Origin of the sequence: Mesoflavibacter sp. SCSIO 43206, assembly GCF_019904215.1 — a bacterium.
Classification (GTDB): Bacteria; Bacteroidota; Bacteroidia; order Flavobacteriales; family Flavobacteriaceae; genus Mesoflavibacter; species Mesoflavibacter zeaxanthinifaciens.
On sequence record NZ_CP063201.1, the window covers coordinates 581,243 to 596,600 of the forward strand.

Annotated in this window: 15 protein-coding genes; 5 read left to right on the forward strand and 10 right to left on the reverse strand. The window is 31.1% G+C overall.

All coding sequences use genetic code 11. The features are described 5' to 3' along the window. Positions 1-2 precede the first annotated feature (2 nt). Together INR78_RS02955 and INR78_RS02960 are read right to left on the reverse strand one after the other, a co-directional pair. Complete coding sequence (locus INR78_RS02955; RefSeq protein WP_223077395.1) at positions 3-1,217, reverse strand: NADH:ubiquinone reductase (Na(+)-transporting) subunit B; 1,215 nt, start codon at positions 1,215-1,217, stop codon at positions 3-5. Next, positions 1,217-2,572 (reverse strand): Na(+)-translocating NADH-quinone reductase subunit A, encoded by a 1,356-nt coding sequence (locus INR78_RS02960; RefSeq protein ID WP_223077396.1) that lies wholly within the window; start codon positions 2,570-2,572, stop codon positions 1,217-1,219. Before INR78_RS02960 ends, INR78_RS02955 begins: the two co-directional genes overlap by 1 nt. Before the next feature lie 157 nt (positions 2,573-2,729). Here INR78_RS02960 and INR78_RS02965 point away from each other — a divergent pair, with 157 nt between their 5' ends. Next, complete coding sequence (locus INR78_RS02965; protein WP_223077397.1) at positions 2,730-3,980, forward strand: type IX secretion system plug protein domain-containing protein; 1,251 nt, start codon at positions 2,730-2,732, stop codon at positions 3,978-3,980. 89 nt (positions 3,981-4,069) lie between these two features. After that, entirely contained in the window at positions 4,070-4,456 is a 387-nt protein-coding gene (apaG, locus tag INR78_RS02970; RefSeq protein WP_027881103.1) for a Co2+/Mg2+ efflux protein ApaG, read from the forward strand. On the opposite strand, the gene INR78_RS02975 is transcribed toward apaG, so the two are convergent. Then, positions 4,449-5,066 carry a hypothetical protein gene (locus INR78_RS02975; RefSeq protein ID WP_223077398.1) on the reverse strand — a complete coding sequence of 206 codons (618 nt, stop codon included), beginning with the start codon at positions 5,064-5,066 and terminating at the stop codon, positions 4,449-4,451. The two genes, apaG and INR78_RS02975, sit on opposite strands and share 8 nt — an antisense overlap. Positions 5,067-5,237: 171 nt before the next feature. On the opposite strand from INR78_RS02975, the gene pruA reads away from it, so the two are divergent. Further along, positions 5,238-6,866, forward strand: a complete 1,629-nt coding sequence (pruA, locus tag INR78_RS02980; protein WP_223077399.1) for an L-glutamate gamma-semialdehyde dehydrogenase — start codon at positions 5,238-5,240, stop codon at positions 6,864-6,866. 72 nt (positions 6,867-6,938) lie between these two features. Here the strand turns inward: pruA and gldC are convergent, their stop codons facing one another. Next, positions 6,939-7,271, reverse strand: a complete 333-nt coding sequence (gene gldC, locus INR78_RS02985; RefSeq protein ID WP_223077400.1) for a gliding motility protein GldC — start codon at positions 7,269-7,271, stop codon at positions 6,939-6,941. 2 nt (positions 7,272-7,273) lie between these two features. Further along, positions 7,274-8,233 carry a gliding motility lipoprotein GldB gene (gldB, locus tag INR78_RS02990; protein ID WP_223077401.1) on the reverse strand — a complete coding sequence of 320 codons (960 nt, stop codon included), beginning with the start codon at positions 8,231-8,233 and terminating at the stop codon, positions 7,274-7,276. A gap of 91 nt (positions 8,234-8,324) precedes the next feature. Here gldB and nadE point away from each other — a divergent pair, with 91 nt between their 5' ends. Both nadE and INR78_RS03000 read left to right on the forward strand, forming a co-directional pair. Beyond that, positions 8,325-9,113, forward strand: coding sequence for an NAD(+) synthase (nadE, locus tag INR78_RS02995; protein WP_223077402.1), 789 nt, complete (start codon positions 8,325-8,327; stop codon positions 9,111-9,113). Positions 9,114-9,221: 108 nt separating this feature from the next. Continuing rightward, on the forward strand, positions 9,222-9,845 hold the full coding sequence (locus tag INR78_RS03000; RefSeq protein ID WP_223077403.1) for a response regulator transcription factor: 624 nt from the start codon (positions 9,222-9,224) through the stop codon (positions 9,843-9,845). On the opposite strand, the gene dnaG is transcribed toward INR78_RS03000, so the two are convergent. The 5 genes from dnaG to INR78_RS03025 form a co-directional block, all read right to left on the reverse strand. After that, positions 9,840-11,798, reverse strand: coding sequence for a DNA primase (dnaG, locus tag INR78_RS03005; RefSeq protein ID WP_223077404.1), 1,959 nt, complete (start codon positions 11,796-11,798; stop codon positions 9,840-9,842). The two genes, INR78_RS03000 and dnaG, sit on opposite strands and share 6 nt — an antisense overlap. Positions 11,799-11,931: 133 nt before the next feature. Further along, positions 11,932-12,999: a hypothetical protein gene (locus INR78_RS03010; protein ID WP_223077405.1), complete on the reverse strand. Its 1,068-nt coding sequence runs from the start codon at positions 12,997-12,999 to the stop codon at positions 11,932-11,934. Between the two features lie 32 nt (positions 13,000-13,031). Beyond that, a complete protein-coding gene (locus INR78_RS03015) occupies positions 13,032-13,754 on the reverse strand; it encodes an MSCRAMM family adhesin SdrC (protein WP_223077406.1) in 723 nt (240 codons plus the stop codon). Beyond that, complete coding sequence (locus tag INR78_RS03020) at positions 13,741-14,301, reverse strand: RNA polymerase sigma factor (protein ID WP_223077407.1); 561 nt, start codon at positions 14,299-14,301, stop codon at positions 13,741-13,743. Before INR78_RS03020 ends, INR78_RS03015 begins: the two co-directional genes overlap by 14 nt. Before the next feature lie 76 nt (positions 14,302-14,377). Then, a complete protein-coding gene (locus INR78_RS03025; RefSeq protein WP_223077408.1) occupies positions 14,378-15,355 on the reverse strand; it encodes a polyprenyl synthetase family protein in 978 nt (325 codons plus the stop codon). Positions 15,356-15,358 lie beyond the last annotated feature (3 nt).

Below are 15,358 nucleotides of genomic sequence, written 5' to 3' on the forward strand. Positions count from 1 at the left end.
GACTAAGCAGTTTTAACTTTTAAACGTTTCATTCTACGTTTTACATTTGCTTGTACAACGTAATGGTCAATTGTTGGTGCAAAAACATTCATTAAAAGAATAGCTAAGAAAACACCTTCTGGATATGCTGGATTAAATACACGTATCATTATTGATAGAAAACCAATTAAGAACCCATATATCCATTTTCCTTTGTTTGTTTGAGATGCTGTAACAGGATCTGTTGCCATATAAACAGCACCAAACAAAATACTTCCTATGATTAAATGCTGCCAGAAAGGAACACTCATTAAACCATAAAACTTACTTGTTTCTCCTATCCAACCTGCATCTACTACACCATTAAAAATTAATCCCATAGATAAAGCTCCAATTACTGTAGATAGGATAATTCTCCAACTTCCTATTTTAGTGAAGATTAAGAATAATGCTCCTACTATAATTAATAACTTAGAAGTTTCTCCAACTGAACCTGGAATAAAACCGTAGAACATGTCCATGTAGTCAATTCCGGCTAGACTACTGTTTTGAGCATAAGCTCCTAATAGTGTTTCGCCTGAAATAGCATCTGGTGTACCTGCTCTTTCAACTGCTCCGTGTACCCATACTTTATCTCCAGACATCCATGTTGGATAAGCAAAGAATAAGAATGCACGAATAGTTAATGCTGGGTTTAAGATATTCATTCCTGTACCACCAAAAACTTCTTTACCTATAACTACACCAAAAACAACTGCTACAGCTAACATCCATAATGGGATATCTACTGGAACAATTAATGGTACTAACATTCCTGTTACAAGGTAACCTTCTTCTACTTCGTGACCTTTAATTACTGCAAAAATAAATTCGACTAAAAGACCAACTCCGTAAGATACTATTACTAAAGGTAAAACGGTCCAAGCTCCTATAACAAAATTATCCCATGTTAAGAAGTTTCCAAATAAAGAAGCTTCTCTTGTTATACCTGCAGCAGCATCGATAGCTGCATAGTGTTGGTAACCGGCGTTAAAAATACCGAAGATTAAGCATGGTATTAATGCCATGATTACAGTATTCATTGTACGCTTTAAATCGTCTGCTGCCTTTACATGAGTTCCTCCATGAGTCGTTTCATTTGGCAGATATAAAAAAGTATGTATTGCATTAAATGCTGGCGCCATTTTGGTGCCCTTATACTTTTCTTTTAAATTGTGTAAGTTACTTTTTAAACCCATTATCCAATTTCTTTAAGCATTAAGTCTAATCCTTCTCTAATTATTTTTTGATGTGGTTGTTTTGACACACAAATAAATTCTGTTAATGCAAAATCCTCTGGTGCAACCTCATACATCCCTAAAGCTTCCATTTCATCTAAATCTTTATACATACAAGATTTTAAGATTTGTAATGGATAAATATCTAAAGGAAATACTTCTTCATAACTTCCTGTTACTACAAAAGCTCTATGCTCTCCGTTAGTATTTGTATCTAAGTTATATTTTTTGTTTGGCGATAACCAAGAAAAAGTTAAAGCTCTTGAAGTAGATATCTTATTAAATACAGGCTTATTCCAACCAAAAAACTCGTAATCGTCTCCTTCAGGAATTACCGTAATTATGTTACTGTAGTAATCTAAATATCCGTCTGGTTTAACTTGTTTTCCTGTTAAGACATTTCCTGAAATAATACGGTCATTACCATCTTTATCAACACCATTATCATAAATCATAGTAGACACTTCACTTCCTATTTTAGTACGGAAATATCTTGGCTTTTTAACAGATGCTCCTGCTAGCGCGATAACACGTTCTGCATTAAACTTTCCTGTTAAAAGTAATTCTCCTATGATTACTAAATCTTGTGCATTTACTGTCCAAACAACTTCACCTTTATTAATCGGATCTATTTTGTTGATTTGTGTTCCTACATTACCAGATGGATGTGGACCAGACACTTTGTGTACTGTTACATTATTTAAGTTAGCTAATGGCGAGTTACCATTTTTACCAACCGAAACATGTACTGCTCCTTCTGTTAACTTACTTAAAGCAGTTACCGCAGCTTGTAATTCTGCTTCTTTACCTTGAAGCGTGTAATCTAAATCTGCAGCTAACGGCGCACTAGCATAAGCTGAGATAAAGATAGACTTTGGCGTACCTGTTGGTTTTGCAACAACATCATAAGGACGTTGCTTAACAAAAGCCCAACAACCTGATTCTAAAAGTCTAGATTTAATAGCATCTGCATTTGCAGTTTCTATGTCTAACTTTCCAAAATCTTCGTAAGCTTGCTCTTTGTCTGCTTTAATTTTGATTGTTAAAATTCTTCTTTTAGCTCCACGTTCTATCTCAACGATTTCTCCAGAAACAGGAGAAACAAATTTTACACTTTCGTCGGATTTATCATAAAAAACAGTACTTCCTGCTTTTACTTTATCTCCTTCTCTAGCAACTAATTTTGGAGTAACTTGATGGAAATCTTCTGGTCTAATAGCGTAAAAGTTGCTTACTATGGCATTTTCAGTAGCCTTTTCTGCTTCTCCTTCTAACTTTATATCTAGACCTTTTTTAATCTTAATGTCGTTTGACATGTTATAAATCTATTAGTTAATAGTTATACTGATTGAGTTTTGAGGAATCAAAAATCCGTGCAAATTTAAGAATAAATACATAATTATATCATAAATAATCAAGAAAAACTTTAAGGCACAGATTTTGTTTATATTTGTTATATAAAATCTTCGTTAAATGCAACAAAAAATCAAACAACTTATATTGCTATTAATCTTTCCTTTATTTGGCTTTTCACAAGTTGAAGAAATTATTCCTCCTGACTATATTAAAACCATTTATTTTAATGGCGGAACTGCAGAAAGCCAACTTCCAATCATAAAATTAGGCGAATCCTTACAACTTGAATTTGATGCTCTTAATGGAAATGAAGATGATTATTATTACGAGATTAAACACTATAATTTTGATTGGACACCATCGCAATTAGTAGAATCTGAATACTTAGATGGCTTTGATGAACAACGCATAAGAAACTACCAAAACTCATTTAACACACTACAAACTTACTCGCATTACAAGTTAACTATACCTAATCAATACACTCAAGCCATTAAAGTTACAGGCAACTATATGATTACTATTTATGATGATTATGACGATATAATTTTCTCTAGAAAATTTATGGTTTATGAGCAATTAGCTGATGTTGGAGTTGCAATAAGACGATCCAGAAATGTTAAAGAAATAGACAAAAAACAATCTGTAGATATTACCATTAACTCTAGTCAAATTCAGTTTGTAAACCCAAAAGAAACTGTAAAAACCGTAGTTATTCAAAACAATAATTTAAAAACTGCCATAACCGATTTAAAACCTCAATACATTTTGGCAAACGAACTTACATACAGGTATAATGAAAAGTCTAGCTTTTATGGAGGTAACGAATTTTTCTTTTTTGAAAACAAAGAAATAAGAGCCGCAAGTAATGGCGTTCAATTTATTGATTTACAAGACTTATACCACTCATATTTATTTACAAACGCATCAAGAGCAAATCAAAAATACACATACAATCCTGACATTAACGGTAATTTTGTAATCACTGCTTTAGATGTTAATAATCCTGATGTAGAAGCAGATTATGCCGAAGTTCATTTTAGTCTTCAACACCCAAAATTAGAAGATGGTCAAGATATTTTTGTTTACGGAAATTTTAATAACTATGAACTTGAAGAAGCTACAAAAATGGAATATTTTGAAGAAGAAGGTATTTACACTACTTCTTTCTTGTTAAAACAAGGTTTTTACAACTACAAATACGTTATTTTAAACAAAGACAACACCATTGACCATGATAAAATAGGCGGAAGTTTTTGGCAAACAGAAAATAATTATAAAGTTATAGTTTATTATAGAGAACTTGGTGCTAGATATGATAAAGTAATTGGTTTAGGCGAAAAAAACTCGGTTGGAATCACCAATTAATCTTAAAATTATTCTAATAAACATTAAAAACAATCAACTTAACTGATAATTTGCTATTTTTGCAATAGCAGAAAACCAGTTAATATATTATGGTACAGCAAATTACTAAAGGCATAAAAATTTCGGTAGAAACAAATTTTGAAGGTACGTTTTACAAAAACTACAAACTTCATTTTGCTTTTGGTTATCAAGTAACTATTGAAAACCAAGGTAAAGATGCTGTCCAACTTAATTCAAGAAAATGGACAATTTACGATGCTTTAAACAACATTGAAGAAGTTGAAGGCGAAGGCGTAATTGGTCAAAAACCTGTAATTAAACCTGGCGAATCTCACACCTATTCTTCTGGTTGCTTATTAACATCTCCATTTGGAGCCATGTCAGGATTTTACAACATGGTTAATTTTGCAACTACCAAAAATTTTGAAGTAGCAATACCTAAATTCCACCTTAGCGCGCCATTTGCTATTAATTAAATTCAGTATTTTTATCTAAAAGCTCACTTTCAGATAAATCAAAAGCCATATTTTTCACTCTAATTAATTGATCTTTAGTTTGAAACCAAGCAAATATTAAAAATATTAAAAAAATGATCACATGAGCAATTAAATAATTGGGATTCTCAATTCCATCAGGTTTATTAAATGCAATCGTTACAGCACCAACATATATTACCATATACATCAATAGATTTAGATAAATTACATAATTTTTTATCATGTATTTACCACCTATATGACTATATGTTATCAAGTTCTGATTAATTAATGTGTTAATTTGAATTTCTAAATACTGTTTATAGCCATGAAAACCTAAAGTTCTTTGATATTGATACAATATTGCTGCAAGAATCATTAAAACTAAAACAGGTAAAAACTGTAAGTATAATTTAGTATTAACCTGATCAATACTATTATCCACCAAACCTATACCTTCTACTAGGAAAAATATATAACCTGCTGTTAGAGCCAAAGCTCCTTGAGTATACAAAAATTGATTCCCTACAAATTTCTCAATCTTATAATTGACTAATTCATATTCTTTTAACAATACATCAAGCCTATTTCTCTCTAAGTTTGAACTCATAATTAACATTAATAATTTTTAATAAATATAGTTAATTAAAATTTACCACTACGAACTAAAAAAATAGTCAAAGGTTTTATTATTAATGCATTAGAAATCCTCGTTTAAAACCCATAAAAAATTGTACCTTTGTGTGACAAAATTTTTGAATTAAAAACACAACATTAAACTATGGGAAAAGGATTTTTTAACGTACCTATTGCTGTTAATGAACCAGTAAAAAGCTATGCTCCAGGCTCGCCAGAACGCGAAGCAGTTTTAAAAGCATACAAAGAAATGATTAACACGACTATTGATGTACCAATGTATATTAATGGTAAAGATGTTACTACAGGAAACACAAGAACAATGTCTCCTCCTCACGACCATAAACATGTTGTTGGAACCTACCATTTAGCTGAAAAAAAACATGTTGACGAAGCTATTGCAACTGCATTAGAAGCTAGAAAAACATGGGCTAACACACCTTGGGAACAACGTGCTGCTATATTTTTAAAAGCTGCAGAATTAATTGCTGGTCCATACCGTGCAAAAATTAATGCAGCAACCATGATTGCACAATCAAAAACAATACACCAAGCTGAAATTGATTCTGCTTGCGAGTTGATTGATTTTTTACGATTTAATGTGCAGTACATGACAGACATTTATCACGACCAACCAGAAAGCACAAGTGATGCTTGGAACCGTTTAGAATATCGCCCGTTAGAAGGATTCACATACGCAGTAACTCCATTTAACTTTACTGCAATTGCAGGAAACTTACCTTCTTGCATGGCTATGATGGGTAATGTTGTGGTTTGGAAACCAAGTGACTCACAAATCTACTCTGCTAAAGTTGTAATGGACGTATTTAAAGAAGCTGGTGTACCAGACGGTGTAATTAACGTTGTTTTTGGTGATCCAGTGATGATTACAGATACTGTTTTAGATAGTCCAGATTTTTCAGGATTACACTTTACAGGATCTACTTTTATCTTTAAAGAATTATGGAAAAAAATTGGTAACAACATTCACAACTACAAAACATACCCTAAAATTGTAGGTGAAACTGGAGGAAAAGATTTTATTGTTGCACATAAAACTGCAAACCCAAAACAAGTCGCTACTGCAATTGTTAGAGGCGCATTTGAGTTTCAAGGTCAAAAATGTAGCGCAGCTTCTAGAGCATACATTTCTGAAAGCATTTGGGACCAAGTTAAAGATTACGTAGTTGAAGATGTAAAGTCATTTAAAATGGGTTCTCCAGAAGATATGAGCAACTTCTTTACTGCTGTAATACACGAAGGTTCTTTTGATAAATTAGCAAAGTATATTGACCGAGCTAAAGCTGATGACAACGTTGAAGTTATAGCTGGTGGAAATTACGATAAAAGTAAAGGTTATTTTATAGAGCCAACTGTACTTTTAACTACAGACCCAAAATATACAACAATGCAAGAAGAGTTATTTGGTCCTGTAATTACTATTTACGTTTATAAAGATGATCAATTCTCTGAAACATTAGAATTAGTAGATGGCACTAGCGAGTATGCTTTAACAGGAGCTATTTTAGCGCAAGACAGATACGCTATTGTAGAAGCAACAAAAGCATTACAAAACTGTGCTGGTAATTTCTACATTAACGATAAACCTACTGGTGCTGTTGTAGGACAACAACCTTTTGGTGGTGCAAGATCATCTGGAACTAACGATAAAGCAGGAAGTGCTTTAAACTTATTACGTTGGGTATCACCAAGAATGATTAAAGAAACATTTGTAACTCCAACAGATTACAGATATCCGTTTTTAGGTGAATAACCTCTAAAAACTATTCAATAAAAAAACCGAGGCAATTAGCTTAGGTTTTTTTTATTTTAAATTATGATGCTGTTATTTTTTCAATTCAAGTTTTTCTGCAAAGTAATCGCAAAAATCTTTCATTGTTGCAGACATTTTTTCGTCTTGTGTTGCTCTATGAAATGTATTACTCATAGCCACTAACGTTTGATGAAAAAATACTTTCATCTCATCTACAGGCATATCTTTAGTCCATAAATCTATTCTTAAAGATTCTTGCGCTTTACTATCCCAAACAGAAAGCATCATTGCTTTAGCTTCTGCATTTGTTATCCCGCCATCTAGTGCTGTCCAATTTAATTTTTCTGGAACACGATTTTCATCTAATTCTACGTTTAATTTTATTTCTGATTTAATATTTGCCATTATTAATTTGGTTTATATTTTGCTTTATTAAAAATTGTTTGTGCTGGTGTATTTAACAATTGTACAAAATCTATGTCATTTTTTTCTGCATAAGATCTTACAATTTGCCAACCTATATATCTTCCTACACGACCAGGCGATTCGTTATCAATTTGCTCTAAATAAAATTTAGAAAAAGGAGCTGGATTAATAAACCTACCAGGTAATTTTGCATCTGTACTAAAAAGCAACTCTTTATCTACAAAGTAACGCCAAATGTACTCTTCATTAGATTTTACCCATTCTATTTGCTCTGGTGTGTATTTTATTTTTTCTGCATCAGTTTTAAACGGAATAATCATGTCTTTGAAATACAGTATCTTTCCGTGGTAAATCATTTCTTCTAACAAGTTTTTACGTTTACCATCTAAAATCATTTTTTTAGCATAAGCTTCAGATAGGTCTGAAACTATATATTCTGACTCCATATTACTAGCAATATACTTTTGCATACCTTGATAAAACTCATGGTCTTTTCCTAAATAGGTATCCAATTCTATTAACGTAACAGTATCTGTTACAAAAACTCTATTTTGATACACCACTCTATCATTAAAGGTTATTATTCTTGGAACTTTAGTATCTGGGAAATAATATTTTAGATGTTGATACATTTTTTTTATTTCAATAGTCTCATCTTTAAAATCAGGAAAGACTTCTCTTGTTTTTTTAGCTATTAAAACATCTAAAGTATCTGTCATTCTGTTTAACCAAAACTCATCTTCATATTTATTAGAAAACATAAACGGGTATGCTTCTTTTAGTTTTGGAAAATCTTCTTTAGAAGTGTTAGCAAACGCTAAATCAAAACGTTCTACATCTAAATTTACATTAATTTTAGATATTTCTTCTTCTATTTTATTGTCGTCTTCACAAGAAAACAAACTAAAAAAAACAAAAACACAAAAAATGTAAACTCTCATAGACTTAAACTTCTCTTAATTTTTATTACTTAAAGCTTTACTTTACTTTTGTTAAACAAAGGTACTACACTTTAACTTAAATTCTTTGATTATGCAAACAGAAAAAGTTGTTAAACATATTGTAAATTGGTTAAAAGACTATGCTAATAACGCAAAAGTTAATGGATTTGTTATTGGTATTTCTGGCGGAATCGATAGCGCAGTAACATCTACTTTATGCGCAGAAACAGGCTTAAAAGTTTTATGCATAGAAATGCCTATACATCAAGCAGCCAGCCACGTAAGTAGAGCACAAGAACACATCAAACAACTTAAAAATAGATATAGTAATGTTGACGATGTTAGAGTAGATTTAACTCCTGTTTTTGAAGAGTTTAAGACAGAAGTTTCTTTAGAAGGGAAACAAGACACTGTTGATATGGCACTTGCTAACACAAGAGCAAGACTGCGCATGACTACTTTGTACTACCATGCTGGTCTATATGGATTATTAGTTGCTGGAACCGGAAATAAAGTTGAAGATTTTGGAGTTGGTTTTTATACAAAATATGGAGATGGCGGCGTAGATTTAAGTCCAATTGCAGATTTAATGAAAAGTGAAGTTTATAAAATTGGCGAATTTTTACATGTCCCTAAATCAATAATTAAGGCAGCGCCAAGCGATGGTTTATTTGGTGACGCAAGAAGCGACGAAGACCAAATAGGCGCTAGCTATCCTGAATTAGAATGGGCTATGACTATGGATAGTAAAGGAAAACAGATTTCTGATTTTACAGGAAGAGAAAAAGAAGTTTTCAAAATATATAAGTCTTACAATACCAGAAACTTACACAAAATGAACCCTATACCTGTGTGTGAAATCCCTAACTTTTTGTTATAACACCTTAATTTACTTTGTTTTTTTCTGTTTTTTACATAACTTTAAAATGCTATTAATTATTCTATAACCAGTCTATCTTACTTTTGATAGATAAAAAAATCGTACAATATGGTCAAATTATTGGTTGCAGACCAATACCCTATTATTACTAAAGGGATAGAATTGGTCTTTTCAGATTCTAGAGATGTAAAAATTGTTGCAACTGTAGCAGACGGAGAAGCTATTTTTGATGTTTTAAATGAATACTATGTAGACATTATAATGTGTGACATTGACTTACCTAAACTTAATGGGATAAGCGTTTTAAGACGCTTAAAAAAAGAATATCCTAACGTAAAAAAAATTATTTATTCTGGACAGCAAGAAGATGTTTATGCTATTAGCACTATTAAAGCTGGCGCAGATGGATTTATATCTAAAAAAGAAGACTTATTAACTTTAAAAGATGCAATAATGAAAGTGCATTTAGGAGGCGTTTATTTAAGTCCTTCTTTATCTAAAAAAATTGCATTAAACAAAACTAAAAGCAAAGGAGGTTATTTTAAAAAACTATCTACAAGAGAAGTAGAAGTTTTAAAACTTCTTTCTAATGGTAGACGGAACAAAGAAGTTGCTGAAGAATTAGATATTAATGAAAAAACGGTAAGTACATATAAAGCAAGATTAATGAAAAAGTTAAACGTCTCTAATTTAATAGACTTGGTTAATCAAGCTAATAATTTAAATCTATAGAGGTTTACCTAAGCGTCTAGATAAAATGTTATCTAGTTTTTTATAATCCATTACATCTTCAATAATAGATCTATTTTGCACTGTTAAATCACTATCTGTTTGCTGCAATAAACTGTTTATCTTTTTAGTTATTAAAAATGACCTTAAGTGCAAAATAGTTTGACTAACTAATTGTGACAAACTTATAGTTTTGTCCTTAGGAAAGATATTGTTTCTTTGCCAATCTGCTAGACTATATTTTTCATCTTCCATCATAATAGAAGTGATCTCTTGTGAAAGTACAGGGTCAATAGTGTTAATAAGGTTTTCTATTTTAAAATTAGGATCTTGATTTAAACCATTTATGACTTCATAATAAATAGCTTTAAATTTAGGATTTAAAAACTCCATTTCGTCTTCTTGAAGATCTAAGTAAATCTTCTCAAATACTTTAGCTTCTTGTATTACTGTTTCCTCTACTAAATCACCTTTTTCATTTTCTTTCAATATAGAATCTTCAAACTCTTCTGTTCTATCACCATAAAGCAATAAGATCTCTATAATTTTTCTTTCTAATTCATATTGAACATCAACCTTTTTTACAGATTGCTCTGGTTTTATTACGTCAAATGCTTTTTTTGCTGCGACATTTTGTTTTGAAGCCTCGTTTACATCTTTATTTTGAAGTTGTGCTAAAGTTGTAAAAAGTACATCTTCACTTATATCCATAATACGAGCGCATTCTTGAATATAAACCTCGGTTTTAATCCTGTCTGGTATTTTTGAGATACTAGTTACAATATCTCTAATCGTTTCAGCTTTTTTTATTGGATCTCCTTTTGCAGATTGGTATAACACCGATGCTTTAAACTGAATGAAATCTTTAGCGTTTTCTTCTAAATAAGTTGTTAACTCTTCTAAAGTATTTGACTTAGCAAAACTATCTGGATCTTCGCCTTCTGGAAAGGTACAAACCTTAACATTCATACCTTGCTCTAAAATCAAATCTATACCACGTAATGACGCACGCATACCTGCAGCATCGCCGTCAAAAAGCACCGTAATATTTTTGGTTAGCCTATTAATTAATCTAATTTGATCACTTGTTAAAGCTGTACCAGAACTTGAAACTACGTTTTTTATTCCTGTTTGATAAAACTGAATAACGTCTGTATAACCTTCTACTAAATAACAATTATCTTCTTTTGCTATGCTTTGCTTAGCATGATAAATACCATAAAGCACTTTACTTTTATGGTAAATTTCACTCTCTGGACTATTTAGATATTTGGCTGCTTTTTTATCGTTTGTTAAAATACGACCTCCAAAACCTAAAACACGACCACTCATACTTTGTATAGGAAACATTACACGACCTTTAAATCGGTCAAATTGTTTGTTTTCTTTAACTATTGTAAGTCCTGTTTCTTCTAAAAACTCTAATTGATATCCTTGCTTTAAAGCCTCATCTGTAAAAGCACTCCAATCATCTAAAGAATAACCTAAATCAAACTTTTTTATAGTTTCTGGTGTAAAACCACGTTCTTTAAAATAGCTTAAACCAATTGCTTTACCTTTATCTGTATTGTGTAATATATTTTGAAAATATGTGTTTGCATATTCACTTACCAAATAAAGACTTTCTCTTTTATCTTGCGCTTCTTTTTGAGCGTTAGTTTGCTCTGTTTCTTCAATTTCAATATTGTATTTTTTTGCTAAATACTTTATTGCTTCAGGATAAGTAAAATGCTCATGCTCCATTAAAAAAGCTACTACATTTCCTCCTTTACCTGTACTAAAATCCTTCCAGATTTGCTTTACTGGAGATACCATAAAACTTGGTGTACGCTCGTCTGAAAATGGACTTAATCCTTTAAAGTTACTACCAGCTTTTTTAAGCTGAACGAAGTCACCAATAACCTCTTCTAGTCTGGCGGATTCATATACTTGATCTATGGTAGTTTTTGATATCAAAAGATGTATGTTTTTTAATGCTTATTTAGACTGTAAAAGTAATAATATTTTACTTCTTCTTTTAATAACAAAACAATCTAAACAAAAAAAGCCTCTTAAAATTTTAAGAGGCTTTAATACTAACTTATTAGACTTAATCCAAATCTACTCTAATACCTAATGAAATATTGTTTTGATCTACAGTTGCGTCTTTAAAAATTGTAGACAAGTCATATTTAGCATATAAACTTAAATCTCCGTAACCTATATAAGCCGCTAAACCATAAACAAAAGTATTAGTATTGTAGCTTGTTTTTATTTTTTGTTTTACACGATCACCAAACTCATCTTCGTAAACTAGCTTTTGTTGCGTCCCTAAATTAACACCACCATAACCACCTATACCTACTTTAAAATGATCATCTGTAAAATATCTAATACGATCTTTATATTCTTTTTTAGTTGATGGTCCAAACTCAAAAAACACAGGTATTACAAGATTAGTAGTTCTAAATTTTGCTTTTTTTAGGTCGTTAGGAAAAACCTGCAGAGTTGTTTCTTCTGCTCCTTTTTCAAAATACAAATTGTCTTTTATATCAAATTTATTCCACTGAAAAGATAACCCGTATTTAAATCTTAAAAAGTTTGATTCTTTAAACACACGAGTATTCCATAACCAACCAAGCTCTACAAACCCAGATCCTCCTAATTTGTATGGAGAATCATCTAAAGAAACACCATCTATAATTGCGTTATTAAAACCCATTGCAAAAAGTAATTGATTGCCAGTTCTTATATCATATTTTGGAGGTGATTTTTTAGCTTTAACTTCTACTATTTCTTTTTCTCCATCTCCTATATTGATAGAAAACACTGTTGACTTTTTATCTGGATCTGGCAGATCATTATTACGCTCCATTAATTCGAACTTATTTTCTAAAATAATGTAACGATTTTCTATGTTTTTAGCATGTTTTTCTGCAGCTTCTTTTTTAAGCTTTTCTGCTTCTTCAAAAGTGATGTCTTCTCTTTCTAAACGGTCATTAATATTGTCTACTTCTTCTTTTAAAGTTTCAAGTTCGGCTTTTTTAATACGTTCTTTATAATCTTCAATCATTTTAGAAACGTCTTGTTTCGCAACTGTTAATGTGTCTTGTGCTTGCAGTTGACTAACTACAAATATTAAAATTAATAGCGTTAAGTGTTTAGTAATGTTTTGCATAATTGTTAGTGTTAATTTTGTTAGATGAAATATTAATTATCGCTACTTACTACTGTGCTTTTTACGGTTTCATAACCTGATTTTACGACATGAAACAGCCTGTGTTTTAATGACTTTTCTGAAGTCATCTCTACTTCTTCCAATAGGTCGTTAGCGTTTATTTTTTCTGTTACGTTTTTATAATTATCTACAGAAAATTGATTCATTGCATTTTCTAAAAGTTGATTAGCTTCGTCTAAGTTTATTTGTTCTTTAGACACTTCTGCAACTGTATTTTCTGATATTTGACTACTTAATTGATTGTTATTTTCTTCTATATTTTTAGTACTAGCAACTGCTAAATATTGATCTGGTTTTTTCTTTTTATTAGTTACTAATGTTTTAGGTTTTTCTGTTTTTAATTTAGAGGTTTCGACTTCATCATTAGTATTAACTAAAGGTGTGTTTTCTAAATTTTCTTCAACTTTATCTTCAATTTTATTTTTTGTAATTGTAGGCTGCTCTTTGCTTTGTTGGTTTTTTTCTTGATTAACAATAGTATTTTCTGGCAATACTTCTTCTTTGTTAAATAAAGTAATGGCTAACATTACACCTACTAAAGTTGCAGCTACACCTAACCACCAAACAGACAATTTTCTTTTTTTATCAGACTGTTCTAGTTTATTATTTAACTGCGCCCAAGCGTCTTTACTTGGCGCTATGGTACGGCGTTCTAAAACGTCTTTAGCTTTCTTTTCAAATTTATTTGGAGCCATACTCTTTGGTATTTTGGTTATTAATTTGGGTTTGTAATAATTGTCGTGCTTTAAACAATTGTGATTTTGATGTACCTTCTGAAATGTTTAATTCTTTTGCAATTTCTGAGTGTTTATAACCTTCTATTGCATACATAACAAAAACCATTTTATAGCCATCAGGTAAATTATCTATCATTTTTTGCAAATATGCCACATCATATTGTTGTGATGTACTATCTTCTATCTCTGTATAAGGATGCGTGTCTTCTGTAAAAAATAGTTGCTTGTCTTGACGTAAGAAAGAGATACTTTCTCTTATCATAATGCGTCTTATCCATCCTTCAAAACTTCCTTCACTTTTAAATTGTTTAAGATTAGTAAACACTTTTAAAAAACCGTTTAGCATGACTTCTTCTGCTTTTTGAAGGTCTTTTATGTAATAACGACAAACGCTTAACATTTTAGGCGCATGCATCTCGTATAGCGTATGCTGCGCTTTTCTGTTATGCTGAATTGCTTTTTTTATCAGCTTTGCTTCGTTATTAAAAAGTGTTACTACTTTCACAAAAACGTATTTAGTTGGACGTTGTATTTATAAAGACGCAAAAACTATGAAAAAGGTTGCCTGAAGTTGAAAAAAATTATTTTTTTCTTTCAATAACGTAATTTACCATCAGTTTTAATGATGCTTTATAGTCTGATTCTGGGAAAGTTTCAAGGATGTTTAGGGCTTCTTTTTGAAAAGATTTCATTTTAGAAACTGCGTAATCTAGTCCGCCATTTTCTTTTACAAATTCTATAACCTGATTAACTCTTTTTTTATCCTTGTTATGATTTTTTACTGAATTGATTAACCAGTTTTTATCTTTTTTAGAGCAATTATTAAGCACATAAATAAGCGGTAAGGTCATTTTTTGCTCTTTAATATCTATACCTATAGGTTTACCAATGCTTTTAGAACCATAGTCAAACAAATCGTCTTTGATTTGAAAAGCCATTCCTATTAACTCTCCAAATTTACGCATGGTTTCTACTTCTACAGAATTAGGTTTTACAGAAGCAGCACCCAAACTACAACAAGCAGCAATTAAAGTTGCGGTTTTCTGTCGGATAATTTCGTAATAGACTTCTTCAGTAATATCTAATTTTCTGGCTTTTTCTATTTGAAGTAATTCGCCTTCACTCATTTCTCTTACGGCAACCGAAATTATTTTAAGCAAATCAAAATCGTTATTATCTATAGAAAGTAATAACCCTTTTGATAATAAAAAGTCTCCTATTAAAACTGCTATTTTGTTTTTCCAAAGTGCATTGATCGAAAAAAAACCACGACGTTTGTTACTATCATCAACAACATCATCATGTACTAAAGTTGCTGTATGGATTAGTTCTATAACAGAAGCTCCACGATAGGTACGTTCGCTAACCTCTCCGTTTGCTACCATTTTTGCAACTAAAAATACAAACATTGGTCGCATTTGTTTTCCTTTTCTATTTACAATGTAATAGGTAATACGGTTAAGTAATGCGACTTTAGAAGACATTGACAACCTAAATTTTTGTTCGAAAAGATCCATTTCAAACGCTATAGGTTGTTTTATTTGTTCGGTTATTTTCAAAAA